Raw genomic sequence first — 26,095 nt, forward strand, 5'->3', positions numbered from 1 at the left:
CATTTAAGGAGACCTTTGAGTCTAAGCGGGGTTTTCAGGAAAAGCCGCGCCGCGCTTTTCGAAATCCCGCTTAAAGATTGCAGGCAGAGGTGTTTAATGCGCGTGTTTATCACCGGCGGGGCTGGCTTTATCGGTTCGGCGGTCGCGAGACGTTTCATTTCGGAAACTTCCGATCAGATTCTGATTTTCGACAAATTAACCTATGCTGGAAATCTAGATTCCCTCGCGCCAATTGCGGACGATCCGAGATATTCGTTCCGCCACGCGGATATATGCAACCGCGCCGAAGTTGCACAGTCGTTGGCGGAATTTCAGCCGGATGTCGTCATGCATCTCGCCGCCGAGAGCCATGTCGACCGCTCTATCGACGGTCCCGCTGCCTTCATCGAGACCAATGTCGTCGGCACCTTCACAATGCTCGCCGCGGCGCTGGATTATTGGCGCGGTCTCCCCAAGGAGAAATCAGCGGCTTTTCGCTTCATGCATATTTCAACCGATGAGGTGTTCGGCGCGCTGGGCAAGGAAGGCTTTTTTGGGGAGGACACGCCCTACGCGCCAAATTCGCCTTATTCGGCGTCGAAAGCAGGCTCCGATCATCTTGTTCGCGCCTGGCGCGAAACTTATGGCCTGCCGACAATCGTCACCAACTGCTCCAATAATTATGGCCCCTATCATTTCCCTGAAAAACTCATCCCACTGACCATCCTCAACGCAATCGAGGGAAAGCCGCTTCCTGTCTATGGACGCGGCGAAAATATCCGCGACTGGCTCTTCGTCGAGGATCACGCCGCGGCGCTGATGCTGGTTGCGCGCAAAGGCGTCATCGGTGAGTCGTACAACGTCGGCGGACGCAACGAGAGAACCAACATCGAGGTGGTCAACGCCATCTGCGACATTCTCGATGAGCTGCGGCCGAGCGGCAATGGCTCCTACCGCAATCTCATCACATTCGTAACGGATCGTCCCGGACACGACCTTCGCTACGCCATCGACTGCTCCAAGATCGAGCGCGAGCTTGGGTGGAGTCCGACCGAGACTTTTGAGACCGGCCTACGCAAAACCGTGCAGTGGTATCTGGACAATCCAGCCTGGTGGCAGGCGATACGCTCCGGCAAATATCGGGGCGAGCGGCTCGGCCTCACAGCTTAGCGGAACGCCCATTCTCCGGTCATTCAAACTCATCGAGAGCGTCATGCAATTTCAGGCCACCGACATTCCCGCCGTGATAATCGTCACACCGAAGAAGCATGGCGACGCACGCGGCTTTTTCTCAGAGGTTTACAAGGAATCGGAGTGGCAAAAAGCCGGGCTGAACTACAGTTTCGTTCAGGACAATCACTCCTTCTCCGCCCCTGTTGGCACGCTGCGCGGCTTGCATTTCCAGACGCCGCCTTTCGCGCAAGACAAGCTGATCCGCGTCACGCGCGGCCGCATCCTCGATGTCGCGGTGGACATCCGCCGTTCATCCCCGACCTTCGGCAAGCATGTCGCCGTCGAGCTCTCCGCTGAAAATTGGCGACAACTTCTCGTGCCCATCGGATTTGCCCATGGCTTTGTCACATTGGAGCCTGACACCGAGGTGCAATACAAGGTCACGGCGCTCTATTCGGCTGCGAATGATCGCGGTCTTGCCTATGACGATCCGGATGTCGGCATCGACTGGCCATTGCCGCCCGGCGGCGCCATTCTTTCCGAAAAAGATAAGCGCTGGCCGCGCCTGCGCGATCTTGCGGACGCTTTCGACTGAAATGGCAGGCGGGTCGCCCTGGCGATCCCCGCTTCCATAGATTCGATTAACTTTGAGGGGCGTTATGCGCGGCATTGTTCTCGCCGGAGGATCCGGCACCAGGCTCCATCCCATGACGCTGGCGGCGTCGAAGCAATTGCTGCCTGTCTATGACAAGCCGATGGTCTATTATCCGCTATCGGTGCTTATGCTCGCGGGCGCGCGCGACATATTGGTGATCTCGACGCCGGAGGATCTTCCCGCGTTCAAGCGCCTCCTCGGCTCGGGCGCGCAATGGGGCGTCTCTTTGTCTTATGCCGAGCAGCCGCGTCCGGAGGGGCTCGCCCAAGCCTATACGATTGGGGCGCCCTTCGTGGAAGGACATAATTCCGCGCTCGTCCTCGGCGACAATATTTTTTATGGCCACGGGCTGACGAACACGCTCGCCGCCGCCGCCGCGCGTAAGGACGGCGCGACGGTCTTCGCCTATCATGTGAAGGATCCCGAGCGCTATGGCGTGGTCGAATTCGGACCCGACAGAAAAGCCGTGTCGCTCGAAGAAAAGCCTGCGACGCCAAAATCCAACTGGGCGGTGACCGGGCTTTATTTTTACGACCGTCGCGCGCCGGAATATGCGGCCTCGCTGAGACCATCGGCGCGCGGAGAATTGGAGATCACAGATCTCAACCGCGTCTATCTCGAAGCCGGCGATTTGAACGTAGAGCGGCTGGGCCGCGGCTTCGCCTGGCTGGACACCGGCACGCCGGCGTCCTTGCTCGAAGCGGGGCAATATGTGCAGGCGGTCGAACAACGACAGGGCCAACGGATCGCCTGCCTGGAGGAGATTGCATTCCAAAACGGCTGGATCGGCGCGCAGGAGATGCGCGAAGCCGCCGCGCGCCTCTTAAAGAGCGGCTACGGCGCCTATCTTCTCCAGGTTCTCAAGGAAGCGGAAGACCGGCAGGGTTAAGGCAGGAGAGGAGCAGGCTGCGTCGGGCGGGTCCGTGTCGGACAAAAGCCCCGCCATCGTAATGGCGTAAACGTCGGTTTTTTAGGGGCTACGCTGAAGGCGCCGCCTCGCCGGAGGCGAATCATTCAACGATCCTAAAAAAGGTCTTCCAATGCAAAACATCGTTCTCCGCCGCCCGGCCAAGAAGGCTTTCATCGTCGCCGCCGTCCTGATGAGCGCCCTGCCGCTCTATGGCTGCTATACGCCGGGCGAACGCGCGCTCGGCGGCGGCCTCATCGGCGGTCTGGGCGGCGCGGGCATTGGCGCGCTGGCCTCGGGCGGCATGGCTGGTCCGACGCTCGCCGGCGCGGCCATCGGCGCGGCCGGCGGCGCGCTCGTCGGCGCCGCCACGGCGCCCCAGCCGCGGCGCTATTACCGCCGTCCGCGCTACTACTACTGAGCCACTTCGCGGCCCGGCTCGAGCGCCGGGCCGCAACCAAACGATCTTACAGAGCTTTTGGGAGCCTTAAACCTAGGCGAAAGGCGCGCGCGGGCCACGGGCGGCGCTGCCCAAACAGTCACATAGCCTCATTCGACAACGATAGACCCATCCCGCCCAACCGCCGGGCGCTGCGCCAAGAGACTGGCGCCCTCATGTCTTATCGCTCTGTCTCATATTGAAATCAGCGCCAGCTTGCTCAGGTACCTTCTGTTGGAACGCGCATCATCCCGCGTCCATGCTCAGGGGGCCCATCTATGGCGAACACCGACGTCTTCGCAGATTTCGTTCACTTCTATAGAGAACGTCAGGCGGCAGAGATGTCGCTCGAGTCCTATCTCCAGCTTTGCCGGGGCAATCCAAAGACCTACGCGAGCGCCGCCGAGCGTATCCTGGCCGCCATCGGCGAGCCCGAGCTCGTCGATACGTCGAGAGACCCGCGTCTCGGCCGGATTTTCATGAACCGCACCATTCGCGTCTATCCGGCCTTCGCCGAATTCTACGGCATGGAAGAGACGATCGAACGCATCGTCAGCTTCTTCCGCCACGCGGCGCAGGGGCTGGAGGAGCGCAAGCAAATCCTCTATCTGCTCGGGCCCGTCGGCGGCGGCAAGTCGTCGCTCGCCGAGCGCCTCAAGGCGCTGATGGAAGCCAACCCGATCTATGTGCTGAAGGCGGGCTCCGAGCTCAGCCCGGTCTTCGAGAGCCCGCTGTCGCTTTTCGATCCCGCCGAAGCCGGCCCCCTCCTCGAAGAGCGTTACGGCATCCCGCGGCGCCGCCTCGGCTCGATCATGAGCCCGTGGTGCCTGAAGCGGCTCGATGAATTCAATGGCGACATCACGCGCTTCACCGTCGCCAAGCTCGCGCCCTCGCGCCTGCGCCAGATCGCAATCGCCAAGACAGAGCCAGGCGACGAGAATAATCAGGACATCTCGTCGCTTGTCGGCAAGGTGGATATTCGCAAGCTCGAGGCGCATGCGCAGGCCGATCCGGACGCCTATAATTATTCCGGCGGCCTGAACCGCGCCAATCAGGGCCTTCTCGAATTCGTCGAGATGTTCAAGGCGCCCATCAAGATGCTGCACCCCCTGCTCACGGCGACGCAGGAAGGCAATTACATCGGCACGGAGAATATCGGCGCGATCCCCTTCTCGGGCATCGTCCTCGCCCATTCGAACGAGGCCGAGTGGCAAAGCTTCAAATCCAACCGCAACAATGAAGCCTTCATCGACCGCATCTACGTCATCAAAGTGCCCTATTGCCTGCGCGTGACGGAGGAGCAGCGCATCTATGAGAAGCTGCTGCGCGAGTCCGAGCTGGCGAACGCCGCCTGCGCGCCCAACACGCTGGAGATGCTGGCGCGCTTCATCGTGCTGTCGCGCCTGAGCCCCCACGAGAACTCCAACCTCTTCTCGAAGATGCGCGTCTATGACGGCGAGAGCCTGCGTGAGGTGGACCCGCGCGCGCGCAGCATTCTGGAGTATCGGGAGGCGGCCGGCGTCGACGAAGGCATGACGGGGCTTTCGACGCGCTTCGCCTTCAAGGTGCTCGCGGCGACCTTCAACCACGATACTGTCGAGGTTGCGGCTGATCCCGTTCATCTCATGTATGTGCTGGAGCAGGCGCTGCGGCGCGAACAGCTTCCCGCCGAGACGGAGAAGCGGTATATTGAGTTCATTAAAGGCGAACTTGCACCGCGCTACGCGGAATTTATCGGCAAGGAAATTCAAAAAGCATATCTCGAATCTTATCAGGACTATGGCCAGAATCTTTTCGACCGCTACATCGATTATGCAGACGCTTGGATTGAGGACCTGGATTTCAAGGATCCCGACACCGGACAGATGCTCGACCGCGAGCTGTTGAATCAGGAACTAACAAAAATCGAAAAGCCGGCCGGCATCGCCAATCCCAAGGACTTCCGCAACGAGGTGGTCAAATTCGCGCTGCGCTGGCGCGCCTCGAACAAGGGGCGCAACCCGTCCTGGGCGAGTTACGAAAAGATCCGTGACGTGATCGAAAAGAGAATGTTCTCCCAAGTGGAAGACCTTTTGCCGGTCATCAGTTTCGGAACGAAGAAAGACAACGAAACAGAAAGCAAGCATACAGAGTTTGTTAGCCGCATGGTCGCTCGCGGCTACACCGAGCGGCAGGTGCGGCGCCTGGTGGAATGGTACATGCGCGTGAAGCAGGCAGGCTGATAGGGTTTTGCCGGCGACGCGCTTGCAAGGATCGTGAAGGAAGAGATGCGCATCGTCGATCGCCGGCTCAATCCAGGGGGCAAAAGCTTCTCGAACCGTCAGCGTTTTCTTCGCCGTGTCCGAGACACAGTCGAGCGCGCGGTTCGCGAAGCCAGCCGCGAACGCGCAATCGAAGATCTGGAAAACGCGCAGGAAGTGACCGTGCCGGCGGACGGCGCGCGCGAGCCGATGTTTCGGCATACGCGCGGCGAACGCCGCGACTATATCCTGCCGGGAAACCGCGAATATATCGAAGGCGACCTCATCGACCGGCCGACAGGCGAAGGCGGCGGCGGGGGCTCGGAGCCGGGGCGCGGCAACGGCCAGGAGGACGCCTTCAGATTCGTGCTCACGCGCGAGGAATTTCTCAGCATCTTTCTCGACGATCTGGAGCTGCCGGATTTCGCCAAGCGCGGTCTTGTCGACGCGCAGAAGCTCGGCTCGCGCCGCGCCGGCTATTCGACGAGCGGCACGCCGGCCAATCTCGCGCTTGGCCGCACCATGCGAATGTCACTCGCAAGGCGCATCGCCATGGGCCGGCCGCCGCGCGCGACGGTCGAACAGCTCGAAGAGGAGATTGCCGGGGCAAAGGAAAGCGACTCGCTCGACGTCATGGACGAAAGATTGCGCGCCGTGCGCGCGCGGCGGATGCGCATTCCCTTTCTGGACCCCGTCGATCTGCGCTACCGTCATTTCGAGCGCTTTCCCAAGCCCGTGGCGCAGGCGGTGATGTTCTGCCTCATGGACGTCTCCGGCTCGATGACGGAGCATATGAAGGATCTCGCCAAGCGCTTCTTCATGCTGCTGCATGTCTTTCTCACGCGACGCTACGAGCGCGTCGAGATCGTCTTCATCAGACATACCGACGAAGCCCAGGAGGTCGACGAGGAGACGTTTTTCCGCTCGACCGAGACCGGCGGCACGATCGTTTCGTCGGCGCTCGCGGAGATGGACCGCATCATTACCGACCGTTTCGATCCGGCCAATTGGAACATCTACGGCGCGCAGGCGTCGGACGGCGACAATATGATGAGCGACAATCAGCGCACGCGTGAGCTGCTGCAGGACAAGATTCTGCCGCTCTGCCAATATTTCGCCTATCTCGAAGTCGCGAATTCGCATGAGGGCTCTCCCCTCTCCTATGTGGGCGGCAGCTCGCTGTGGAACGCTTATGCGCCGCTCGCGACGAGCGAGCGCAATTTCCAGATGCGCCGCGTTTCCCGGCGCGAACATATCTACCCCGTGTTTCGCGAGCTGTTCCAACGCCGCGAAGGCGCGCGCGCGGAGCCCGCCACATGAGCGATGCGCTTCTTTTCACAGGAAAAGACTGGAGCTTCGAGACGCTCCAGCATATTCACGACGCGGTCGAGGTCGTCGGCAAGGGCGAGCTCGGCCTCGATACTTTCCCCAATCAGATCGAAGTGATCACGGCCGAGCAGATGCTCGACGCCTATTCATCGACCGGCATGCCGCTGCTCTACCGGCATTGGTCGTTCGGCAAGCGCTTCGCTCAATATGAAGGGGTCTATCGCGCCGGCCTGCAAGGGCTCGCCTATGAGATCGTCATCAACGCCAATCCTTGCATCAGTTATGTGATGGAGGAAAACAGCGCCACCATGCAGGCGCTGGTGATCGCTCACGCCGCCTTCGGCCATAATCACTTCTTCAAGAACAACTACCAGTTCCGCCAATGGACGGACGCCTCCGGCATCCTCGATTATCTCGCCTACGCCAAGAACTATATTGCAGCCTGCGAAGAGCGCTATGGCGAGCTGGAAGTCGAGCGGCTCCTCGACTCCGCCCATGCGCTTGCGCCGCAAGGCGTCGATCGCTATCCGCGCAAGCGGCCGATTAGTCTTTCCGACGAAGAAAGGCGCGACCGCGACCGCCGCGAGGAGCACGAGCGGCTGTACGACGATCTCTGGCGCACCGTGCCGCGCGGCGCCGAGAAGACAAAGAAGAGCATCGACCACCAACGCGCGCTCTTGCGTCTCCCGCAGGAGAACGTCCTTTATTTCCTCGAAAAGACCGCTCCCAGGCTGCAACCCTGGCAGCGCGAGGTGTTGCGCATCGTGCGCCTCATCGCCCAATATTTCTATCCGCAGCAACAAACCAAGGTCATGAACGAAGGCTGCGCGACCTATTGCCATTACCGCATCATGAACCGGCTGCACGAGAAGGGCCAGATCAGCGACGGCAGCTTCCTCGAATTCATCCATTCCCACAGCAACGCCATTCGACAGCCGACCGCGCATGATCCCTCCTATAGTGGGGTCAATCCTTACGCGCTCGGCTTCGACATGATGTGCGATATTGCGCGCATCGTGCGCGAGCCCACCGAAGAGGATCGGCTGTGGTTCCCCGAGATTGCCGGCCGCAAGGATGAGATGGCGGTGCTCAAGGAGGTCTGGGCCAATTACCGCGACGACAGCTTCATCGCGCAGTTCCTCAGCCCGCATTTGATGCGCAAATGGCGGCTGTTCCACATCGTCGACGAGGAAGACGCGCCGAAGCTCAAAGTGGAAAAGATTCACAATGAGCGCGGCTATCACGATCTGAGGCGCGGCCTCGCCGCCGAATATGAGGTCGGCCGGCACGCGCCGGATATTCAGGTGGTCGACGTGGATCTCGCGGGCTCCCGCAAGCTCGTGCTGCATCACCGCGTGTTTTCCGGCAAGCTGCTCGACGTCGTCGACGCCGCGCTGGTCCTGCGCCATCTCACTTTGCTCTGGGGCTATGACGTTCTGCTCGAAGAGGTCGACGCGACGACGAATGAAGTGCTAAAGGCGCATCTGGCGTCGCCCGACCAGTAAGGCGCGCGCCCTCACGAGGGAAAATGTCGACCTTTCGCGCTGAACTTCCGCCCGGCCTCTGGGAGCGCTGGATTTCGCATTCGGCTGATTTGCTCAATTCCTATCACAAGGCCACGGGCCGCGATCTCATGCCACGCGGCGGCGGCGCCCACGCGGAGGCTGAGCGCCTGCTCGCCGCGCCATTCGTCGTCGTCTCGCATGGGACCGAGGCCGACCCTATCCTCAACTACGGCAATCGCGTCGCGCTGGCGCTGTGGGAGATGTCTCCCATGCAACTGATCGCGACGCCGTCGCGTCTGACCGCAGAAGCGCCGCTGAGGGAAGCGCGCGAGCAGTTTTTGGCGCAAGCCGCGCGCGACGGCTTTGTGCACGGCTATGAGGGCGTGCGCATCAGCGCGACCGGCCGCCGCTTCCATATCGCCAACGCCACGATTTGGAACGTGACGGACAACGCCGGCCATCCCGCCGGGCAGGCGGCGACTTTCGCGCGATGGACTTTTCTGTGAGAGATTGACGCTCGGGAATCGTCATTGCGAGCGAAGCAATCCAGGGCCGCCGTGGCTGCCCTGGATTGCTTCGTCGCTTTGCTCCTCGCAATGACGAAAATAGCAGCTCGCCGACTGTCATCCCCGCGAAAGCGGGAAATCCAGAGCAGCAACGCAACGCGCGGGAGTTTCCTTCGCTCGGGCTCATCACAGAGACCCCAGCAAGTCCTGCAGCGCGTCGAGCCCCGCGGGCTTGGTGAGCTGGCGGTCGAAGCCCGCTTCTCTGGCGCGGTCCCGTATCTGGTCCTGCCCCCATCCCGTCAGCGCGACAAGCGTGATGCGGGCGCTATTCGGCAGCGCGCGAATACGCCGCGCGGTCTCATATCCGTCCATGCCGGGCATGCCGAGATCGAGGAAGACCAGCTCGGGCTCGAACGCCTTCACAGCCTCGACGCCGTCTAGGCCGCTGTAGGCGACGCGCACGTCGGCGCCGAATGTCTCCAGAAACATCACGAGGCTGTCTGCGACGTCGTGGTCGTCGTCGATGACAAGGATGCGCCTTGCGCCGCTCGCTTCAACTCCGGTCGTCGCCGGCATAGGGGCCTCCGAACTTTGATTTGTGCCGATGGGCAGACGCACGAGGAAGACGCTGCCGCGGCCCAGGCCGTCGCTATGCGCCTCCACGGTTCCCCCATGCAATCGCAGCAGGCTTTTCACCAGGGCGAGCCCGATCCCGAGACCGCCTTGCGCGCGGCCCAGAGAGCGATCGACCTGCGTGAAGAGATCGAAAACGCGCGGCAGCATTTCCGGCGGTATGCCGACGCCGCTGTCGCGCACGGCGATCGCCGCCTCCCTGCCGCGACGCTCGGCGACAAGCTCGATGATCCCGCCCTGCTCCGTGTATTTCGCCGCATTGTTGAGGAGGTTGGTGAAGACCTGCGCGAGGCGCACCGGATCGGCGTCGAGCTCCATAGGTTCGCTGGGCAGCTCGACCTTCAGCTCGTGGCCGCCGGCGTCGATCATCGGCTGCGCCGTCTCGATCGCATGCCGTAAGACCTCGCCAAGATCGATGCGGCGCTTCTTGAGTTCGATCTTGCCGCGCGTGATGCGCGACACCTCGAGCAGATCGTCGACGAGGCGAATAAGGTGCTCGACCTGCCGGTCCACCATCGAGAGCAGGGTGAGATCGCGTTTTCCCTTCGTCGTCTCCCCCACGTCGTGGCGTAGAATATGGACGGCGTTGCGAATGGGCGCCAGCGGATTGCGCAGCTCATGCGCAAGAGTCGCGAGGAATTCGTCCTTCCGTCGATCTGCGGCTTTGAGGGCATCCTCTGCGCGCTTACGCGCCGTTATGTCACGGCTCACCGTCGCGAGGCCGATCCGCGCGCCGGCCTCATCTCTCAGAACGAAGACGTTATAAAGCATCCATAAGGCTTCGCCGGTCTTGAAGTGGCGGAAGCGGATTTCGACATTGGCGTGGTCGTCGCGCATCAGGCACGCGTGAAACTCGTTGAAAACGAAGGCGCGATCTTCGGGAAAGAAGTAATCCTGAATGGGCGTGTGCGGCGCCTTCTCTCTCTCCAAGCCAACCAGTCTCGCGCCGGCGGGGTTGATGTAGAGCGGCTCGAATTCGAGGCTGCAAATGCCGATGAATTCCATGCTCTGTTCGGCAAGCGACACGAACTTTTGACGCTCCGCCTCGGCGCGCTTTCGTTCCGTCACGTCCTGAGCGGTGCCGACCATGCGGATCGGTCGACCATTCTCGAAAAACACCGCGCCTGTCGTCGCGATCCAACGCTCCGCTTGGTCGGGTCTCGCCAGACGATATTCGAGAGAGAGACTCCCGCCGCTTTCGGGATCGAGCGAGCGCTCCACCGCGTGTTGCACGCGTTCTCGATCAGCGGCGTGAACGCCCTGCAGGAACAGGGCGTAGCTCACCGTAGCGCCGGCGGGCAAATTCCATTTCTTGCGCAGCCAATCGTCCCAGATCAGCTCGTCGCTTTCGATGCGCCATTCGTAGATGCCGACGTTGCCCGAACTCAAAGCGAGCTGCAGGCGGAATTCACTTTCGCGCAACGCCTCCTGCGCGCGGGCGCGTTCGCAAGCGGCCCAGACACGCTCTCCGACTTCCTGAATCAAGGCGATCTCGAAAGGCGTCCATGCGCGCGGCGCGCCATGCTGTGCGCAGAGGGCGCCGACCCATTGCCCCTGCTTCGTGAGCACGGCGCAGAGCAATGCGGCGACGCCTGTCGATCGCAGGCGCTCCTTCTCTGAGGCGCTGAGACGTTCGTCCCTTGAAATATCCTCAGTGGCGAAAGCTTCTCCGCTCTGAAACGCCGCAAGCGCCGCCACGCCCAGTGACGCGATCGGCGTCCTGCCGGCGCAGGGCCCCGCACCCGCCGAACTGCGAATGACGAGCTCCTCGCCTTCTATATCCGCGTAGAAAACCCGCTCGACTCGCAGATACTCGGCGAGAAGCCTGCAACCCGTCTCCTGGATTTTTCGAGGGTCGGCGATCTGGCGCAACGCGTCCGCGCATTTCAGCAGGAAGGCCTGGCGCTCCTCGCCTTTGCGGAGCGCGCCTTCGACCTGTCTTTGAAGGCTGATGTCCTGAACCACGGTCACGGCGCTCGGCTTCTCCTTGCCCGGCGTCCGTATCGAGGTCGCCGTGACCCGCGCCCAAAAATGCGTGCCGTCCTTGCGCAGGCAGCGCTTCTCGGCGTCATATGCGGCGGTTTCGCCGCGTTTCATCCGAGTGAGCCGTTCCCAATGCCCCGCGCGATCGTCAGGATAGGTGAAGTCGCCGAAGGGCCGTCCGACAAGCTCGGATATGTCATAACCGAGCATATTGGCCAAGGTTTCATTGACGCGCAGCAACCGGCCTGTTTCGAGATCGCCTTGCGCCATCCCAACGCCGGCGCGCTCGAACATCGCGCGGAACTGCGCCTCGCTGTCGCGCACAGCGGCGTCGCAGGCCAGTGAAGCGGCGTGTCTGCTTCGTGTAAGGATCGCCCCGCCCTCGGTCAGCGGCGAGTGTTTCGCTTCGACGACGAAAGCTTGCCCCTCCTCCCCCGAGCCGTCGAGATATTCGATCGTGATCTCGCCGGCGGCTCCGCCGGCGATGGCCTCCAATCCGTCGAGCAATCTGCGGCCGTCCGAGCCTTGTGGAGAAGCGCCGAAAGCCTCGAAGAGATTGCAGCCGATCTGCACCGGAGCGCCAAGGAGGGTGGGCGTCGCATTGCGGGCCCATTTTTCGTTTATCGCAACGATAACGCCCGATCGATCGACGGCCAGGCATTCCTGAGGCAGCAGGTCGAGAAAGGGGACGAGAACGGCTTCAATTGCCACGCCCTTATCGACAGCGTTTTTCTGGAATATCAAATCGAGAGCTCCGGCTTGCCGCATCCGTGCCTTCTTAAATTCATAGCGCTTCAATTGCCTAACCGAGATTTAAAGAAAAGCGCCACCTAAACTTTCGGATATTGCAGGATCAATGCGCCCATCTAAGTGTTTTTCCTTAGTTTGGGGAACTAGCAGCGTAGTGTAAAACCGTCGGCGTTACGCAGAAATTTCGAGGTGGCGCCTGTCAGGACCGCATCCGACCGCCCCACCATGCAAGCCTCTTTTTGCGCGACAACACCCGGGATAGAGTGCCACCGTTCGTCGAAAATACCGGTTTCCAAGCAAAACCCTTGCGCTTATCGAGAGGTTTTCACCATGCGGTCGGGCACACTCTGCTGTTTGCAACGCGCAGCGCCGGCGCGCCTCTTTCTCCGATGAGCACGCGCGGCCGTCACTTTTTTCAGTGGCTCACGAAAGACGGGCGAAGCGTCGCCTCGGCTTTTACCCAGCCCTTGCCGGTCCGGCTGCTGATCGCCACGCTCGCGGTGGCGATTGCGACAGCGCTGCGCTTCGCGATTCAGCCGATCCTCGGAGAGGCCGTTCCCTATGCAACCTATTACTTGGCAGTAGAAGCCTCGGCTTTGCTGGGCGGATGGATTGTCGGCCTTCTCGCAATGCTCGCGAGCGCATTCCTGGCCCATCTCTTGTTTGCGCCCATCGCTTCCGATCGCGCGCAAATGGGACTCGCGCTTTTCCTGGCGAGCTGCGCGTCCCTCTGCCTCCTCACCGGGGTTTTTCGTTGCATATTCAAAGATAAGGGGGTCGCGTTTGCCGCTGTTGCGCCGCTCGCGTGGCAGACGGAGCCGCGGCCGCGTGCGGGGGCGATCGACGCGGCGCAAGACGGCGTTCTGATAATGGATAGCGAAGGCCGTATCCTTTCGGCGAACCGCGCGGGCGCAGCGATGTTCGCCTATCCCGCCGATGAGATAATCGGCGCGACGGCGCAGACCCTCTTCGATTTGCCCGCTGGCCTCGAATCTCCTTTGATTGGACGCGCCCCTGGCCTTAGCATGACGGAGCGAACCGCAATCAAAGGCCGACGCAAGAACGGCGCGCGTTTTTCAGCCGAGCTCACGCTCGAAGAAATGGATTTCGACGGCAACAGGCTTTTTGTCGCCATTGTAACGGACGTGACGGATCGCAGAAACATGGAGCGAGAGGTCGACGCGCAGCACGCCAGCCGCCTGGACGCCATCGGCGCTCTCGCGGCGGCGCTCGCGCATGAGATCAACCAGCCGCTCGCTGCAAGCGCCACCTATATGCGCGTCGCGCGGCGTCTTCTGCAAAAATCGGAGCTAGATTGCAGCAATGTTCTAGCTGTTCTCGACAAGGCGACGGCGCAGACGCTGCGGGCCGGGCGTATCGTTTTGAATTTGAAAGACCTCGTGCGTCGCGAGGAACCGGATAAGACATTGCTGAGCATGCACGCGCTTATCTCCGCGGCGCGTGAGGCGTTCCTGTCGGACGGCGCGCCAGCCGGATTCGTCATCGACCTCTCCTGCGCCGCCAAAAACGACCGGATTTTGGCCGATCGGGCGCAGCTCGGGCAGGTGTTCGCCAGCTTGATGCACAACGCCAATGAAGCGATGCAACTGAACGAAATTGCTCAACTCCTGATTGCGACGAGCAATCCAGATGATAAGACCATTCGTGTGGATGTCGCCGACAGAGGTTGCGGGCTGCCGGACTCCTCAGAAGAAGGCTGTTTCGATTTGTTTACGACGACCAAAGTGAGGGGAATGGGCGTGGGGCTGTCTATTTCGAAATCGATCATCGAGGCCCACGATGGGCGCATATGGGCAATGCCGAACGCCGGCGGCGGAGCCGTCTTCAGCTTCACATTGCCTTTGCAAGACTCGGGTCTCGATTCATGAATAGTCACAAGGTCGTTCACGTCATCGACGACGACGCCGCCGTGCGCGACGCCGTCGGGCTTCTGCTGAGCACGGAAGGCTATAAGGTCCACGCCTATCCTTCTGCGCCGGCCTTTCTCAAGACGGCCGCCGCCCAGGGCGAGGGCTGTGTGGTCACTGACGTTCGCATGCCGGAGATGAACGGCATCGAGCTTATCGCCAAGATGAAGGAAGAGAAGATTTCGATTCCGGTCATCGTGCTGACCGCACATGCGGACGTGCCCTTGGCGGTCGAGGCGATGAAGCTCGGAGCCGTCGATCTCCTCGAAAAGCCTTTCGAGGATGAAGCCCTGCTCGCCGCCGTCGACGCCGCGCTGGAACGCCGTAACGCCGAGGAATCGCGCTCGCGCGAGTCGATCGCCATCAAGAACCGGCTCGCGACCCTCACCCGGCGCGAAAACGAAATTCTGGCCGGTCTGCTGAAAGGGCTTTCGAACAAGGTGATCGCCCATGATCTCGGCATCAGCATCCGCACCGCCGAGGTCCATCGCGCCAATATCATGGCCAAGATGCGCGCCGGCAATCTAGCGGAGCTCGTCAAGATGGCGCTGGCGGCGGAGCCCCCTAAGTCCGACTCCGAATAAGCAAGGCTCGCTTTACCCCCGCTCGTCCGTCTGCGCTTTATCTCCCGGAACATTCGTTCCCGCTTTCCGGTTCATTCCCCGCCCCGCCGGCGCACATGTGCGCCCAAGCTGGAGGAGCGCGAGATGAATGTCAGCTCCGAACGCAGCAAATCGATCTGGGAAGGCGTTGGCGCGACCGCCGCGCGCTTGCAGGGCGAGATAAAAGCCGAAGTGGCGGTGGTCGGCTCCGGCATCGCGGGCATGTCGGTCGCTTATGAGCTTGCCAAAGCGGGTAAAAACGTCGCCGTAATCGATCGCGGGCCCATCGGCGGCGGCATGACGGCGCGAACCACGGCGCATCTTTCGTCCTATAGCGACGATGGCTTCCGCGAGCTTATCGACACGCGCGGCCTCGAGGCCGCCAAGGGCTGGCAGGAAAGCCAGGCCGCCGCGATTTCCCGGATCGAAGCGATCCAGGCCGAACTCGGCGCGGCCTGCGACTTCCGTCGCCTGGACGCCTTCCTGTTTCTCGCGCCCGAAACCGACCCGGGCGTCATCGACTCTGAGCTTGTGGCGAGCGCACAGGTCGGCATGATCGCGCTGCGGCAAGAGGGCGTTCCTTTCACTGGCCTGGAAGCGACCCCAGTGCTGCGCTTTCCCGACCAGGCGACCTTTCACCCGACGAAATATCTCGCGGCGCTCGCGGGAGCCATCTCTCGAAGCGGGGGCCACTTTTATTCCGAGAGCCCGGTTTCCTCGGTGGAGGAAGATGAAAATGGCGTCGTCCTGACGACGCTCGAGGGCGCCCGCGTCCTGGCCGATGCCGCGGTCGTCGCCACCAATGCGCCGATCAACGACAGATTGGCGATCAGCGCCAAACAGGCGCCGTACCGCACCTATGTCGTCGCTTTCGAAATTCCCCACGCAAGCCTGCCGGACGCGCTCTACTGGGATACGCTCGATCCCTATCATTATGTAAGGCTTCAGCCGGGCGAGGGCGATTTCGACATTCTCATCGTCGGCGGAGAAGATCATAAGACCGGCGAGAGCAATGACGGAGACGCGCGCATCCGATCGCTGACGAGCTGGACGCGGGGCCTTGTTCCCCAGCTCGGCCGCGAGAAGGCGCGTTGGTCGGGGCAGGTTATGGAGCCGATGGATTACATGGGCTTCATCGGGCGCTCGCCGGGGGCCAAGCGCGTCTATGTCGCAACCGGCGACTCCGGCCAGGGCATGACCCATGGCGCCGTCGCGGGCCTGTTGATCTCCGATCTCATCCTGCGCGGCGGAAGCCCCTGGCAGAGCGTCTATGATCCCTCGCGCAAGCCGATGAAAGCGGCCGGAGAGTTCATCAAAGAAAATGTGTCGGCGGCCAAGCATTTCGTTGACTATCTGAAAGGCGGCGAAGTCGCTTCGACCCAGGAGATCGCGCCGGGCCATGGCGCGATCGTGCGGAACGGCCTTGAAAAGGTCGCCGCTTATCGCGAAGCGGACGGAACGCTTTACCTGCGCTCGGCCTCCTGCACGCATGTGGGTTGCCATGTCCATTGGAACGACTTCGAGAAGTGCTGGGATTGCCCCTGCCACGGCTCTCAATTCGCGCCGGATGGCGAAGCGCTCAACGCGCCGGCTTTCTCGCCGCTGCGCAAAATCGAGAGCTGACGCCGGAGCGCCCGATGGCCCAGGACCCAACGGCGCTCATATTGATGTATTTCATCGTTCCGATTTGGTTTCTCGCCGGCGTGGCCGATTGGATGTGTCACAGAGCGACGCATATCGAAACGACATCCGGTCCAAAAGAGTCGCTCCTGCATCTCCTCATGTTCGCGGAACTCGGCCTGCCCTTGCTGGCGGCGATCTTCCTCGACGTGAACGCGCTGGTGATCGCTTTCATGATCGCCATGTTTCTTCTGCATGAGGCGACCGCCTTCTGGGATGTCTCCTACGCTGTCTCGACGCGGCGCGTGACGCCTGTCGAGCAGCATGTGCACAGCTTTTTGGAGATGATCCCGCTCATGGCGTTGCTTCTCATCATCGCGCGCCACTGGCCGCAATTTCTCGCCCTTTTCGGCGCTGGAGAAGAAGCGCCCAGAACCGCGCTGGCGTGGAAGTCCGAACCGCTGCCACAAAGTTATGTCGCCGCCGTTCTTTCCGGGGCGGCCCTGCTGGGCCTCCTGCCCTATCTCGAAGAACTATGGCGTGGGCTCGCGGCGCGCCGTCACGCGCCGCGCAAGGCGTTCTGACGCGAGGATCACGCTCTCCCCGACTGCCCGAGATCCGCGCCCGTCGTCGGATCGGCCATGGGGTTCGACATGGTCCGAGCCGCAAAGCTCGACAAATCGCTGCGTTCGGAACTCGTCAGGCCGACGCTCGCATCGCCTTCGCCGCCATCGACAGGAATGGCGCCGATAACATCGTCCATGCGCCGCCACTGCTCGCCCGAGTTCCACGGGCCCGTCGTATCGCCCTCGCCTTGCGAAGTGTTGACGTAAAGGTCGGCGTATTCGGGAATGCCTTGCAGCTTGCCGGGCGGGAAGTTGCCTTCGATCGAATACAGCGCCTTCTCGAAAGATTTCTGATGCGCGATCTCGCGCGTCATCAAAAAGCCGAGCGCTTCCTTGACGCCCGCGTCGTCGGTGACGTTGATCAGGCGCTCATAAACAATCTTGGCGCGCGCCTCCGCCGCAATATTGGAGCGCAGATCGCAGGCCGGATCGCCGACCGTGTCGATATAGGCGGCGGTCCATGGCACGCCCGAGGAATTGGTCAGGCCCGGTCCGCCGCCGTAAAGAATCGCCTGCGTATGACTGTCGCCGCCCTGGGTCAGCGAGCGATAGAGATCCGCCTCCGATTGCGTCGCCTCCGCCAGCTCGCCTTTCACGCCCTTGTTCAGCATGGCGACGATGCTGCCGATAACTTCGAGATGGCTCAGCTCTTCCGTGGCGATGTCGAGCAGCATGTCCTTGCGGCCGGGATCGTCCTCGGCGAGCGCCTGCGTGAAATAGCGCATGGCCGCCGCAAGCTCGCCCTGCGGGCCGCCGAACTGCTCGAGAATGAGACTCGCCAGCACAGGATTCGGCTCCGAGACGCGAACCGTATACTGGAGCTTTTTATTGTGCGTGAACATGGCCGTCTCCTGTCGCGGGCGCTCCCGGCGAAACGCTTGTCGGCCAACCCGGTTCCCAATTCGGAGCGCGTGCGCCGTCTTGCGCGCGGCCTTATACGAGATCCGCTCGACTGGTGTGTCATTCCCGACGCTCGCAAAGCGAGCGATCGGGAATCCAGAGCAACCACTGCCATTTTGGCTCTAGATTCCCGGTCGGGCTTTCAGCCCGCCGGGAATGACAAACTCGAATGAGAGCTGTTCAACGGAAATGGTATTACTCCGCCGCCACGGCGCTCGCCAGCGCACGGTTTTTCGGCGGCGCAACCTCGGCGCAGATGCGACGGAACGAGGCGAGCGCCTGTCCGACAACCTGGTCCATATTGTAATAGCGGTAGGTCGCAAGCCGCCCGACGAACCAGACGTCCTTCTGCGCCAGCGCGAGTTTCTCGTATCTTTTATAGAGCTCCATATTCTCCGCGCGCGGCACGGGATAATAGGGATCGCCGCTATCGCACGGATACTCGAAGGTCACGCTCGTCTTCTCATGGCGCTGTCCGGTCAGATGCTTATATTCGGTGACGCGCGTGTAAGCCTCCGTCTGCGGATAATTCACGACGGCGACGGGCTGGAGCCACGGCCGATCGAGCGTCACATGCTTGAACTGCAACGACCGATAAGGCAGCTTGCCGAAACGGAACTCAAAAAACTCGTCGATCGGGCCCGTGTAGATGAGACGCCGATAATCGACTTCGTTGCGTATCTCCTCGAAATCCGTTTGCAACATGATCTTGATGTTGGGATGATCGAGCATGCGTTCGAACATGCGCGTATATCCGTCCGTGGGCATGTATTGATGGCTGTCGGTAAAATAGCGATCGTCCCTGTTGACGCGCGTCGGCACGCGCGCCGTCACGGATTTGTCGAGCTGCGACGGCTCGACGCCCCATTGCTTCTTCGTGTAACCCTTGAAGAATTTCTCATAGAGCTCGCGTCCCACAGTGGCGACGACGACATCTTCGGAGCTTTTGATTTCTTCTCTCTTCTCGGCGCGCGCCGCAAACCATGCGGCGAGGCCCTCGGAGTCGAGTGAGAGGCCAAAAAGCTTGTTGACCGTGTCGAGATTGATGGGGATCGGCAAAAGCATCCCATCGACCTTCGCCAGCACACGGTGCTCATAGGGACGCCACCGCGTGAACTTCGAAAGATAGCTGAAGATCGCTTCGGAATTGGTATGAAAAATATGCGGTCCGTATTGATGAATGAGAACGCCGGCTTCATCATGCCGGTCATAGGCGTTTCCGCCGATATGCGCCCTTTTGTCGATGAGAAGAACCCGCTCTCCGCGTTGAGACGCAATGCGTTCCGCAAGAACGCTTCCGGCGAAGCCCGCGCCGACGATCAGCCAGTCAAACACGACGCGCCTCCATGCCTCTGTGCGAGATCGAATTCAGATGCCCCGCCATCCCCGCCCATGTGCTGTCCCACGACATGCCGGAAAGATGCGCGTCGACCATTCTCAGCCAGGGTCCTTTCGGTCTGCGCAGCAGATATTCCGCGCGTTCGACAAATTGTTCCGCCGTTCTTGCGATCTCCACGAGCCCCGCCTTTCCATAAGGCTCGACGACGTCGGCGATCGGCGTCGACACCAATGGGACGCCAGCGGCAAGAAACTCGGGCGTCTTTGTGGGGCTGATAAAACGCGTCGCCTCATTCAGCGCGAAAGGCATAAAACCAACGTCCCATCCCGCCAGGTAACGCGGCAGCGACTCATAGCTCTTGCACCCGAGCCAATGGATGTTCGGCGCAATTGGAAGCCGCGATGGATCGATCTTCGCGGTCGGGCCCACCATCACCAATTGCCACTGCGGGCGAAGCGCGGCGACGCCGGCGACGATGTCGAGATCCATCCGCTCGTCGATGACGCCGAAAAATCCCATGCGCGGATGCGGAATGAGCGCCTGATCCTCGGGCGCGTCGCGCATGGTCCGCGCCACACGAAAATGCGCGACGTCGACGCTGCTGGGATAGACGTGGATATTTGGATGCCGATTGCGTTTGGCCTCGTAAAGCGAACGGCCGCCGACATAGACGACGTCGCATTTCTCCAGCAAGCGGCGTTCCCAATCGGCAATGTCGCCCGGCGCTCCGACAAAGGCGGAGAGTTCGTCCATATTGTCGTAGACGCAGCCATCGGGCTCGAGCTCATGCGTGAAGCGGAGCGCCATGGGCGTGTAATACCAGGCAATCAATCGCTTTGGCTGAATCCGCGACAAAAGCCGCGCCAAAAGCGCTTTCAATGTTTCGTTGGTCTCTGGCTCGTTCAGCCCTTTCGGCACGAGCGGCGTGACGACCGAGACGTTGCACGCTTCATCCGTCTCTATGCGCAAGACAGGCGGTCCGTCGAAAAACTCGGGCTCCTCGAAATACCAGGTTTGGAACTCTTTCGCCGCGCGGGTCATGAGATGTTGAGGACGTTGAAAAACAAAACGCCAACGCAAATGTGAAAAGCATAAAAGATGGGATGAAGCGCTCGTCTCATGTACCGCACGCGCCATTGGTGACTCCTTGTCCGCGTAGCTCCCGCTCGCATCGTCTTTGCACGGGCGTTGCTCTGCCGCCCTTGTCGAAACAGCTCGGAAACGCTTTTGTTCCAAGGGGCCGCATAGCCGCCAGCCAGCGCAGCGCCCGTACGGGGCGCATTTCGACCTTCAATGCCGCGTACGAAAGTATCGCAGATCGCCCGTCGTGATGACGTGATCGTCAGGGAGAAGTTCGTGCGGCTCTATATCGCGCGCCGCCTGCAGGCGATCATAAAACGCGCCGAAATCCTGGTAGCATTGGTCGAGAAGCTGCTCGAAGCTGTCGATGACGAAATAGATCTGCTGATAATCGCTGATGACATATTTCGTTCGCATGATGCGAAAGAGATCGAAAGCGATCCGATTGGGTGACGTGTCTTCGATCGAGAAAACGGTTTCGCCCGGCGACGACAATATGCCGGCGCCGAAAATGCGCAGCCCATCGCTGGAGCGGATCAAGCCGAACTCCACCGTATACCAGTAGAGCCGCGCCAGATTGTGCAATTGGCCTCTACTCAGCGCGCGCTGGCCGCCCTTGCCATAGGCTTCGAGAAAACGCGCATAGACAGGATCGGCCAGCAACGGCACATGGCCGAAGACATCGTGAAACACGTCTGGCTCGGAAAGATAATCGAGCGCGCGCTCCGAACGGATGAAGGCGCCGGCGGGAAAGCGGCGATTGGCGAGACAATCGAAAAAGACGTCGTCGGGGATAAGGCCCGCGACGGGCGCGATGCGCCAGCCCGTCAGGCGGGAGAGGCGATCGCTCACTTTCGAGAAATCGGGAATGCAATGGCGCGGGAGCTTCAGCGTCTCTTTGGCTTCGAGAAAGGCGTCGCAGGCGCGGCCCGGCAGAAGCTTTTCCTGCCGCGCGACAAGGCGGCTCCAGCGGTCGTGTTCGTCCTGCGTATAGGAGCGCCAGTTTTGCGCGATCGTCCAGCCGCCGTTCCGCGGCGCCTCGGCGGCGCGATTGTGTGACTGTGACGCTTCGGCCATGGAAGACCTCGCCCTCCCCCCACGCTTCTATCTATGTCGGGGGCTGACGGCGTGTAGCGGCGCGGCAAGCGTGCTCCGGGGCGCGCGAAAAATCAAAAATCTTGAAAAAATGAGAAGGCGCGGACGAGACGCCCGCGCCGATCGATCAGTGCTTGCGCTTCTTGCCGCCCGACGGAGGCGTGGTCTCGGACGCCGGCGAAGCAAGGCCCAACTCGGTGCGGCAGGCTGGGCTGATGCTGGCCGCGCTGGCCCGCAGGCATTTCTCGATCGCGACGGCGTCCGGCACCTGGGCCTGGCAGAAACGGTAAGCGTCGTCCTCGCAGGCGGCGCGCTGGGAGGCGGTGCCCTCAGCCAGGGCCGGCGCGGCCACGGTGATCGCCAGCAAAGCCGAAAGCCGGATAAAAATGCGCATTCACACGTCCCTTCTCGATTGATTTGGATTTCCTGCGGCGCTCAGCGCAGGCTGAGCGGATCATACGCGATTGGAAGCCTTGGCGAAACCGCCCTGACCGCGGTCGCTGCCCGGCGAGGGCCGAAAAACGCCCATCGGGCCAAAAAAAGAGCCGCTGGTCGGCCAGCGGCCCAAGTTCAGGGAGGAAATGCCCAAGGAGAGCACACGATGATTGCACGCGTGAGCTATGGCAAAACTGTGTTCGACGGGGGCCGAAGCTCCAAAAAAGCTGTGCTGTTGCAGCTTTACCACAACCGGTCAGCGGGGCTTGCTGCCCTCGAATGTGCGCAGCTCGGCCGTGGAGGGCGCCTTGATGCTGGCGTTGAGCTTGCGCAGCATTGTGAGGCACAGTTCTTTCACCGCGTCGTCCTGCACCGTGTCGGTCAAACGCGCGACATGGTAGAAGGCCATCGCCCGCTGGGAAACGAGATCCTCGTAGCTGAAGGGGTCGGACAGGCCGTCCATATCGTCATGGGTGTTGTCAGTCATAGAGCCCTTCCGATCGTTTCGCCTGCATATTGGGATGGGAGACGATAAATTAAAGGGGACCGGCGGCAAGCGCCGCTTGGCGCAAAATCCGCAAAAATCGACAGGCTTTTTGCAAGCACGCGCTCCAGCTTCTGCGCGCGCTCGATTTCCTACCGAGGCGACGAGTCCATCCGGGAGGAAAACCCGCCCGGCGTGGTTAAGGCCCCATAGGTGGCCTGACGCGCCTCCTGATGTGGACTGAGCGCATAAAGAACATATGACGAGAGCGAGACCGCCGTCGCCGCGACAATGACTCCGAGAAGGCTTTGCCTTGCCCGCAACGAGGTTCGCGCCGCCGGACCGGCGAGGGCGAACAGACCGACAAGGCCGATGAAAGCGCTGAGCAAAGCGGTGAGATAAAGCGTCTCGACGGCGACGACCATTGCTTCCTCCGCCGGATCATGCGCCGGGCCGGCGAAAGACGCCCGGCGCCCATTGGCTCCTAACGCGCGCTTGCGAAAGAAGGTCCGGGGCTTACGAATCACCGCCGCCGGGCGGCGTCTTCCGGCGGCGGCCGTTCCGCCGTCCCCCTGTCGGCTGGCAAAAGCGCATTCAGGAAGCTGGCGTAAAAGTCGTGCGCCTTGATCGCCTGATCGAAGAAGCTCCGATACGGGAACAGGGACAGCTCCGGCGCCGCCGATCTGGCGTTCTCCTCGAGTCGGCCCCGCAGCGAGGCCCAAAGCCGGCGCATCTCCCGGGCGGCGACGCCGCTCGGGTTGAGCTCCCCGACCCCGAGGCCGAGGCGGATAGCGTCCTGATAATCGACGCGGGTGGAGACGAGCGGCGCCAGCAGGGCCCCGAGCTGCTGCAAGGCCTGCGCGCCGCGCTCGACGCGAACGCCCTGCTGGGCGGGCGGACATTGGTTGAGAAGGAAAGCGTAATCCTTGCCGCACGACCGCACCTTGGCCAGGGTCGCTTCGCTCGCCCATATGTCGAGCGTGTTGGGCCGCGCCGGGATCACGCAAAGATCCGCGGCCCGTATTGCCTCTTCGCAGGCGGCCGGATCGGCCCCCGGCGTGTCGATCACCGCCAGCGTCACGCCCTTGCTTGCCAGCGCCGCCAAGGCGGGCGCGAGCTTGCCCGGCGGGATATGTTCGACCGGAACGTCGACCGCCTTGCGCGCCTTCGACCATTTGACCAGCAATTGCAGCGGATCGAGATCGCAGATGAAGACGCGCTCGCCCGCAAGATGGCCGGCGACGGCGACATTGCTCGCGAGCGTGCTTTTCCCGGAGCCGCCCTTCTGGGCGACGAATGCGACGATATGCATGCCCCCGCCTGGTTCAGGGTTGAAACGCCGGGAACTGACGCGCGACGCTTGGCGCCGCCAGAAGCTGCAAATTGGCGGCCGCCCGCTTCCGTGCCGAGGGAAGCATCGGGAAAGATACAACCGGCGATGGCGTTGCTGAAAGAAAATTTGCCGCCTCACGCGATAAAAAGAAGCCGTGAGGCTCGTTAAGGCTCGATAAACCCTCCCTCGTCAGAATCACCGCAGGCTTGACGCGATCTGCGCCGCTTTCGGCAGGCTGGGCGTTGCCGAGGTCCGAGGGGTTTTATGAGCGGTCTGGTCGCGATCTCCGGGGAACGTGCATATGGCCCCGACGTCTCCATCGTGATGCCCTGCCTCGACGAAGCCAAGTCGCTTCCAGCCTGCATCGCCAACGCCCGCGCGGCGCTGGAGCGCATGCGCGCCGACCTCGGACTCTCCGGCGAGATCGTCGTCGCGGATAATGGCAGCACGGATGGCAGCCAATTGATCGCGCGGGCGCTGGGCGCGCGCGTGGTGGACGTCCAGCGCCGCGGCTATGGCGCGGCCTTGATCGGCGGAATGCAGGCGGCGAGCGGAAGCTATCTCGTGATGGGCGACGCGGATGGCTCTTATGATTTCACCGAATCGGTCGCCATGGTGCGCGCCCTCGCGCGCGGCGCCGACCTGTGCATGGGCTCGCGCTTCAAGGGCGGCATCGAAGCCGGGGCCATGCCCTGGAAGAATCGCTACATCGGCAATCCCGTCCTCACTTTCATCCTGAACCTGTTCTTTCGCGCGAGCGTGAGCGACGCGCATTGCGGCTTGCGCGCCTTGACGAAAGAATGTTTCGAGCGGCTCGCTCTCGGCGGCGCGGGCATGGAGTTCGCCAGCGAGATGATCATCAAGGCCGCGCTCAAGCGCCAGAAGATCGTCGAAACGCCGGTGATCCTGCGGCGGGATCTGCGTGGGCGCGCGCCCCATCTGCGTCCCTGGCGGGACGGTTGGCGGCACCTTCGCTATCTGCTGATGCTCAGTCCCGCATGGGTCTTTGCGGCGCCTGCGGCCTTCGCCGCGGCGCTCTCGCTCGTCATCCTCGGCGTCGCCGGCTCGAGCGCGCTGCTGGGATCGCCTAAGGAATCGCCTTTCGGCAATTACTGGATCATCCTGGCCGGCGCGCTTCTTGGCCTCTCCCATGTCGCCGTGCTTCTTGCGACCGCGAGCCATCTCTACGGCCGCCGGCAGGGCTATCGCCGGCCCGCCCTCTGGGAGGCGCGCCTCGCCAGATGGGCGACGCTCGAAGCCATGCTCGTTTCGGGCGCGGGCGCCATGCTCGTTGGCCTGGCGATCCTGCTCGGCGTGCTGAGCTATTGGTCGGGGCATCACTTTGTCGCGATTGGCAATGTGTTACCAGCGGTCCTCGGAACGACGCTGATCGTCCTAGGCGCGCAAAATGCTTTGGGCGGGTTCCTGCTCGCAATCATCAACGGCAACGAAGCCAGATTCGTCGATCTTTCGCCGCCCAGGCGGCGGCAGGAACGAACGGGTCAGGAGTCGACCCGCCAGAGGCGCTTCGATCGCGCCACAGGCTGAACCGCGCGCCTTTGTCCTAGTCACTGCTCCCACCGGTTCAACGACCAAAGCCTGCTTACGGAAAACGCCAGATGACCTGCAAAGACCTTCTCTCCGAGTTTATTGCGGCGTACCCGGCGCAGCCAGCCACTGCCTATTGGCGGGCGATCGAAATCGGCGCGTTGATACGACATGGCCTGCCGCAAGGGCTGGGGCTCGATCTGGGATGCGGCGATGGCATATTGACCCGCATTCTCTTATCGCACACGGGCTCCCGCAAATTAGTCGGAATCGATCCGGATCCCTTGGAAGCCGGCGCCGCTCGAAAGTTCTCTTTCTACGATCGCGTCCATGTCACGCAAGGAGACGCCATCCCGGAGGAAGAAAAGAGTTTCGATTTCATTCTATCAAACTCGGTGCTCGAACATATCCCTCAGCTCGACTCCACGCTTTGCGAGGCGTCCCGCGTGCTCAAGCGTTGCGGGCAGTTCCTGTTTACGGTCCCTGGGCCGAGGTTTCGAGAGAACCTTGCCGGCCCGCTCAGTCCCGGCGTTTCCCGTGAGACCTATCTGAAGACGCTCGACCAGCGCCTCGCGCATCTGAATTACCTCGATCACGAAGGCTGGCGCGAAGTCCTCTCGCGGCACGGACTCCAGCTAGATAATGCTCTCGGCTATCTGGATCGGGATCAGACCTGCCGCTGGGAGACCCTGTCTCGCATGACTGGCGGCTTATTCTATTCCATCTTCGGCGGACTTAAGCAGCCCATCGAGATTCAACGAACTCTGGGAATGCGAGACTTTCTGAACCGAGCAAAATTGCCTGATTTTCTCGCCACGGCAATGGCGCGCGCTGTCAGTTTCGGGGTTCCCGTAGGCGACAATGACAGTCTTTGGCTCGCCCCCGAGAGCGCGTCATGCCTGCTGTTGGTCGGCCACAAGCCTTGAAGCCCAACGATGCGCCTGCGCAAAGGACGCCGCCGTTGACGAAGCGTCTTCAAGGCTCGGTAAATGATCTCGCCTTAAAC

At 61.7% G+C, this 26,095-nt stretch carries 23 protein-coding genes; 14 read left to right on the forward strand and 9 right to left on the reverse strand.

Annotated elements, in window-relative coordinates; genetic code table 11:
* The first annotated feature begins 96 nt into the window (after nt 1-96).
* The 8 genes from rfbB to QMG84_RS15245 all read left to right on the forward strand — a co-directional run bounded on the left by rfbB (nt 97) and on the right by QMG84_RS15245 (nt 8,733).
* Entirely contained in the window at nt 97-1,149 is a 1,053-nt protein-coding gene (gene rfbB / locus QMG84_RS15210) for a dTDP-glucose 4,6-dehydratase (protein WP_281932034.1), read from the forward strand.
* Nucleotides 1,150-1,192: 43 nt separating this feature from the next.
* A complete protein-coding gene (rfbC, locus tag QMG84_RS15215) occupies nt 1,193-1,747 on the forward strand; it encodes a dTDP-4-dehydrorhamnose 3,5-epimerase (protein ID WP_281928921.1) in 555 nt (184 codons plus the stop codon).
* A 64-nt stretch (nt 1,748-1,811) separates the two neighbouring features.
* Entirely contained in the window at nt 1,812-2,696 is an 885-nt protein-coding gene (gene rfbA, locus QMG84_RS15220) for a glucose-1-phosphate thymidylyltransferase RfbA (RefSeq protein WP_281928923.1), read from the forward strand.
* Between the two features lie 151 nt (nt 2,697-2,847).
* Nucleotides 2,848-3,135 carry a YMGG-like glycine zipper-containing protein gene (locus QMG84_RS15225; RefSeq protein ID WP_281928924.1) on the forward strand — a complete coding sequence of 96 codons (288 nt, stop codon included), beginning with the start codon at nt 2,848-2,850 and terminating at the stop codon, nt 3,133-3,135.
* A gap of 296 nt (nt 3,136-3,431) precedes the next feature.
* A complete protein-coding gene (locus QMG84_RS15230; RefSeq protein WP_202072121.1) occupies nt 3,432-5,375 on the forward strand; it encodes a PrkA family serine protein kinase in 1,944 nt (647 codons plus the stop codon).
* A 45-nt stretch (nt 5,376-5,420) separates the two neighbouring features.
* A complete protein-coding gene (locus tag QMG84_RS15235) occupies nt 5,421-6,713 on the forward strand; it encodes a YeaH/YhbH family protein (protein ID WP_202072120.1) in 1,293 nt (430 codons plus the stop codon).
* Nucleotides 6,710-8,227, forward strand: coding sequence for a SpoVR family protein (locus tag QMG84_RS15240; protein ID WP_202072119.1), 1,518 nt, complete (start codon nt 6,710-6,712; stop codon nt 8,225-8,227). Before QMG84_RS15235 ends, QMG84_RS15240 begins: the two co-directional genes overlap by 4 nt.
* A gap of 23 nt (nt 8,228-8,250) precedes the next feature.
* On the forward strand, nt 8,251-8,733 hold the full coding sequence (locus tag QMG84_RS15245; protein ID WP_281928925.1) for an MEKHLA domain-containing protein: 483 nt from the start codon (nt 8,251-8,253) through the stop codon (nt 8,731-8,733).
* Nucleotides 8,734-8,919: 186 nt separating this feature from the next.
* Here the strand turns inward: QMG84_RS15245 and QMG84_RS15250 are convergent, their stop codons facing one another.
* Nucleotides 8,920-12,117: a PAS domain S-box protein gene (locus QMG84_RS15250; RefSeq protein WP_281928926.1), complete on the reverse strand. Its 3,198-nt coding sequence runs from the start codon at nt 12,115-12,117 to the stop codon at nt 8,920-8,922.
* A gap of 371 nt (nt 12,118-12,488) precedes the next feature.
* On the opposite strand from QMG84_RS15250, the gene QMG84_RS15255 reads away from it, so the two are divergent.
* The 4 genes from QMG84_RS15255 to QMG84_RS15270 all read left to right on the forward strand — a co-directional run bounded on the left by QMG84_RS15255 (nt 12,489) and on the right by QMG84_RS15270 (nt 16,833).
* Nucleotides 12,489-13,988, forward strand: a complete 1,500-nt coding sequence (locus QMG84_RS15255; protein WP_281928927.1) for a PAS domain-containing sensor histidine kinase — start codon at nt 12,489-12,491, stop codon at nt 13,986-13,988.
* Nucleotides 13,985-14,611 carry a response regulator FixJ gene (gene fixJ / locus QMG84_RS15260; RefSeq protein ID WP_281928929.1) on the forward strand — a complete coding sequence of 209 codons (627 nt, stop codon included), beginning with the start codon at nt 13,985-13,987 and terminating at the stop codon, nt 14,609-14,611. The genes QMG84_RS15255 and fixJ overlap by 4 nt, the downstream gene beginning before the upstream one ends.
* 123 nt (nt 14,612-14,734) lie before the next feature.
* Nucleotides 14,735-16,252 carry an FAD-dependent oxidoreductase gene (locus QMG84_RS15265; protein ID WP_281928930.1) on the forward strand — a complete coding sequence of 506 codons (1,518 nt, stop codon included), beginning with the start codon at nt 14,735-14,737 and terminating at the stop codon, nt 16,250-16,252.
* A gap of 14 nt (nt 16,253-16,266) precedes the next feature.
* Nucleotides 16,267-16,833, forward strand: a complete 567-nt coding sequence (locus tag QMG84_RS15270; RefSeq protein ID WP_281928932.1) for a diguanylate cyclase — start codon at nt 16,267-16,269, stop codon at nt 16,831-16,833.
* An 8-nt stretch (nt 16,834-16,841) separates the two neighbouring features.
* On the opposite strand, the gene QMG84_RS15275 is transcribed toward QMG84_RS15270, so the two are convergent.
* The 8 genes from QMG84_RS15275 to QMG84_RS15310 form a co-directional block, all read right to left on the reverse strand.
* Complete coding sequence (locus QMG84_RS15275) at nt 16,842-17,717, reverse strand: manganese catalase family protein (RefSeq protein WP_281928933.1); 876 nt, start codon at nt 17,715-17,717, stop codon at nt 16,842-16,844.
* A 253-nt stretch (nt 17,718-17,970) separates the two neighbouring features.
* Nucleotides 17,971-19,110 (reverse strand): UDP-galactopyranose mutase, encoded by a 1,140-nt coding sequence (gene glf, locus QMG84_RS15280; RefSeq protein ID WP_281928935.1) that lies wholly within the window; start codon nt 19,108-19,110, stop codon nt 17,971-17,973.
* Nucleotides 19,103-20,155: a glycosyltransferase gene (locus tag QMG84_RS15285; protein ID WP_281928937.1), complete on the reverse strand. Its 1,053-nt coding sequence runs from the start codon at nt 20,153-20,155 to the stop codon at nt 19,103-19,105. Before QMG84_RS15285 ends, glf begins: the two co-directional genes overlap by 8 nt.
* A 249-nt stretch (nt 20,156-20,404) precedes the next feature.
* On the reverse strand, nt 20,405-21,271 hold the full coding sequence (gene phhA, locus QMG84_RS15290; protein WP_281928938.1) for a phenylalanine 4-monooxygenase: 867 nt from the start codon (nt 21,269-21,271) through the stop codon (nt 20,405-20,407).
* A 145-nt stretch (nt 21,272-21,416) separates the two neighbouring features.
* Nucleotides 21,417-21,683: a hypothetical protein gene (locus tag QMG84_RS15295; RefSeq protein ID WP_202072108.1), complete on the reverse strand. Its 267-nt coding sequence runs from the start codon at nt 21,681-21,683 to the stop codon at nt 21,417-21,419.
* 297 nt (nt 21,684-21,980) lie between these two features.
* Entirely contained in the window at nt 21,981-22,211 is a 231-nt protein-coding gene (locus QMG84_RS15300) for a hypothetical protein (protein WP_202072107.1), read from the reverse strand.
* Between the two features lie 149 nt (nt 22,212-22,360).
* Nucleotides 22,361-22,633 carry a hypothetical protein gene (locus QMG84_RS15305; protein WP_202072106.1) on the reverse strand — a complete coding sequence of 91 codons (273 nt, stop codon included), beginning with the start codon at nt 22,631-22,633 and terminating at the stop codon, nt 22,361-22,363.
* Between the two features lie 98 nt (nt 22,634-22,731).
* Nucleotides 22,732-23,520 (reverse strand): division plane positioning ATPase MipZ, encoded by a 789-nt coding sequence (locus QMG84_RS15310; RefSeq protein ID WP_281928941.1) that lies wholly within the window; start codon nt 23,518-23,520, stop codon nt 22,732-22,734.
* A gap of 285 nt (nt 23,521-23,805) precedes the next feature.
* Here QMG84_RS15310 and QMG84_RS15315 point away from each other — a divergent pair, with 285 nt between their 5' ends.
* Together QMG84_RS15315 and QMG84_RS15320 are read left to right on the forward strand one after the other, a co-directional pair.
* A complete protein-coding gene (locus tag QMG84_RS15315; RefSeq protein ID WP_281928942.1) occupies nt 23,806-25,089 on the forward strand; it encodes a glycosyltransferase family 2 protein in 1,284 nt (427 codons plus the stop codon).
* Nucleotides 25,090-25,160: 71 nt separating this feature from the next.
* On the forward strand, nt 25,161-26,015 hold the full coding sequence (locus QMG84_RS15320; RefSeq protein WP_281928944.1) for a class I SAM-dependent methyltransferase: 855 nt from the start codon (nt 25,161-25,163) through the stop codon (nt 26,013-26,015).
* The last annotated feature ends 80 nt before the right edge of the window (nt 26,016-26,095 follow it).

It is taken from the genome of Methylocystis iwaonis (assembly GCF_027925385.1).
In the GTDB taxonomy this organism is placed as follows: Bacteria; Pseudomonadota; Alphaproteobacteria; order Rhizobiales; family Beijerinckiaceae; genus Methylocystis; species Methylocystis iwaonis.

Coding starts and splice junctions, on each gene's coding strand:
- rfbB (WP_281932034.1), top strand. CDS start 97: ATGCGCGTGTTTATCACCGGCGGGGCTGGCTTTATCGGTTCGGCGGTC.
- rfbC (WP_281928921.1), top strand. CDS start 1,193: ATGCAATTTCAGGCCACCGACATTCCCGCCGTGATAATCGTCACACCG.
- rfbA (WP_281928923.1), top strand. CDS start 1,812: ATGCGCGGCATTGTTCTCGCCGGAGGATCCGGCACCAGGCTCCATCCC.
- QMG84_RS15225 (WP_281928924.1), top strand. CDS start 2,848: ATGCAAAACATCGTTCTCCGCCGCCCGGCCAAGAAGGCTTTCATCGTC.
- QMG84_RS15230 (WP_202072121.1), top strand. CDS start 3,432: ATGGCGAACACCGACGTCTTCGCAGATTTCGTTCACTTCTATAGAGAA.
- QMG84_RS15235 (WP_202072120.1), top strand. CDS start 5,421: ATGCGCATCGTCGATCGCCGGCTCAATCCAGGGGGCAAAAGCTTCTCG.
- QMG84_RS15240 (WP_202072119.1), top strand. CDS start 6,710: ATGAGCGATGCGCTTCTTTTCACAGGAAAAGACTGGAGCTTCGAGACG.
- QMG84_RS15245 (WP_281928925.1), top strand. CDS start 8,251: ATGTCGACCTTTCGCGCTGAACTTCCGCCCGGCCTCTGGGAGCGCTGG.
- QMG84_RS15250 (WP_281928926.1), bottom strand. CDS start 12,117: ATGCGGCAAGCCGGAGCTCTCGATTTGATATTCCAGAAAAACGCTGTC.
- QMG84_RS15255 (WP_281928927.1), top strand. CDS start 12,489: ATGAGCACGCGCGGCCGTCACTTTTTTCAGTGGCTCACGAAAGACGGG.
- fixJ (WP_281928929.1), top strand. CDS start 13,985: ATGAATAGTCACAAGGTCGTTCACGTCATCGACGACGACGCCGCCGTG.
- QMG84_RS15265 (WP_281928930.1), top strand. CDS start 14,735: ATGAATGTCAGCTCCGAACGCAGCAAATCGATCTGGGAAGGCGTTGGC.
- QMG84_RS15270 (WP_281928932.1), top strand. CDS start 16,267: ATGGCCCAGGACCCAACGGCGCTCATATTGATGTATTTCATCGTTCCG.
- QMG84_RS15275 (WP_281928933.1), bottom strand. CDS start 17,717: ATGTTCACGCACAATAAAAAGCTCCAGTATACGGTTCGCGTCTCGGAG.
- QMG84_RS15285 (WP_281928937.1), bottom strand. CDS start 20,155: ATGACCCGCGCGGCGAAAGAGTTCCAAACCTGGTATTTCGAGGAGCCC.
- phhA (WP_281928938.1), bottom strand. CDS start 21,271: ATGGCCGAAGCGTCACAGTCACACAATCGCGCCGCCGAGGCGCCGCGG.
- QMG84_RS15295 (WP_202072108.1), bottom strand. CDS start 21,683: ATGCGCATTTTTATCCGGCTTTCGGCTTTGCTGGCGATCACCGTGGCC.
- QMG84_RS15300 (WP_202072107.1), bottom strand. CDS start 22,211: ATGACTGACAACACCCATGACGATATGGACGGCCTGTCCGACCCCTTC.
- QMG84_RS15305 (WP_202072106.1), bottom strand. CDS start 22,633: ATGGTCGTCGCCGTCGAGACGCTTTATCTCACCGCTTTGCTCAGCGCT.
- QMG84_RS15310 (WP_281928941.1), bottom strand. CDS start 23,520: ATGCATATCGTCGCATTCGTCGCCCAGAAGGGCGGCTCCGGGAAAAGC.
- QMG84_RS15315 (WP_281928942.1), top strand. CDS start 23,806: ATGAGCGGTCTGGTCGCGATCTCCGGGGAACGTGCATATGGCCCCGAC.
- QMG84_RS15320 (WP_281928944.1), top strand. CDS start 25,161: ATGACCTGCAAAGACCTTCTCTCCGAGTTTATTGCGGCGTACCCGGCG.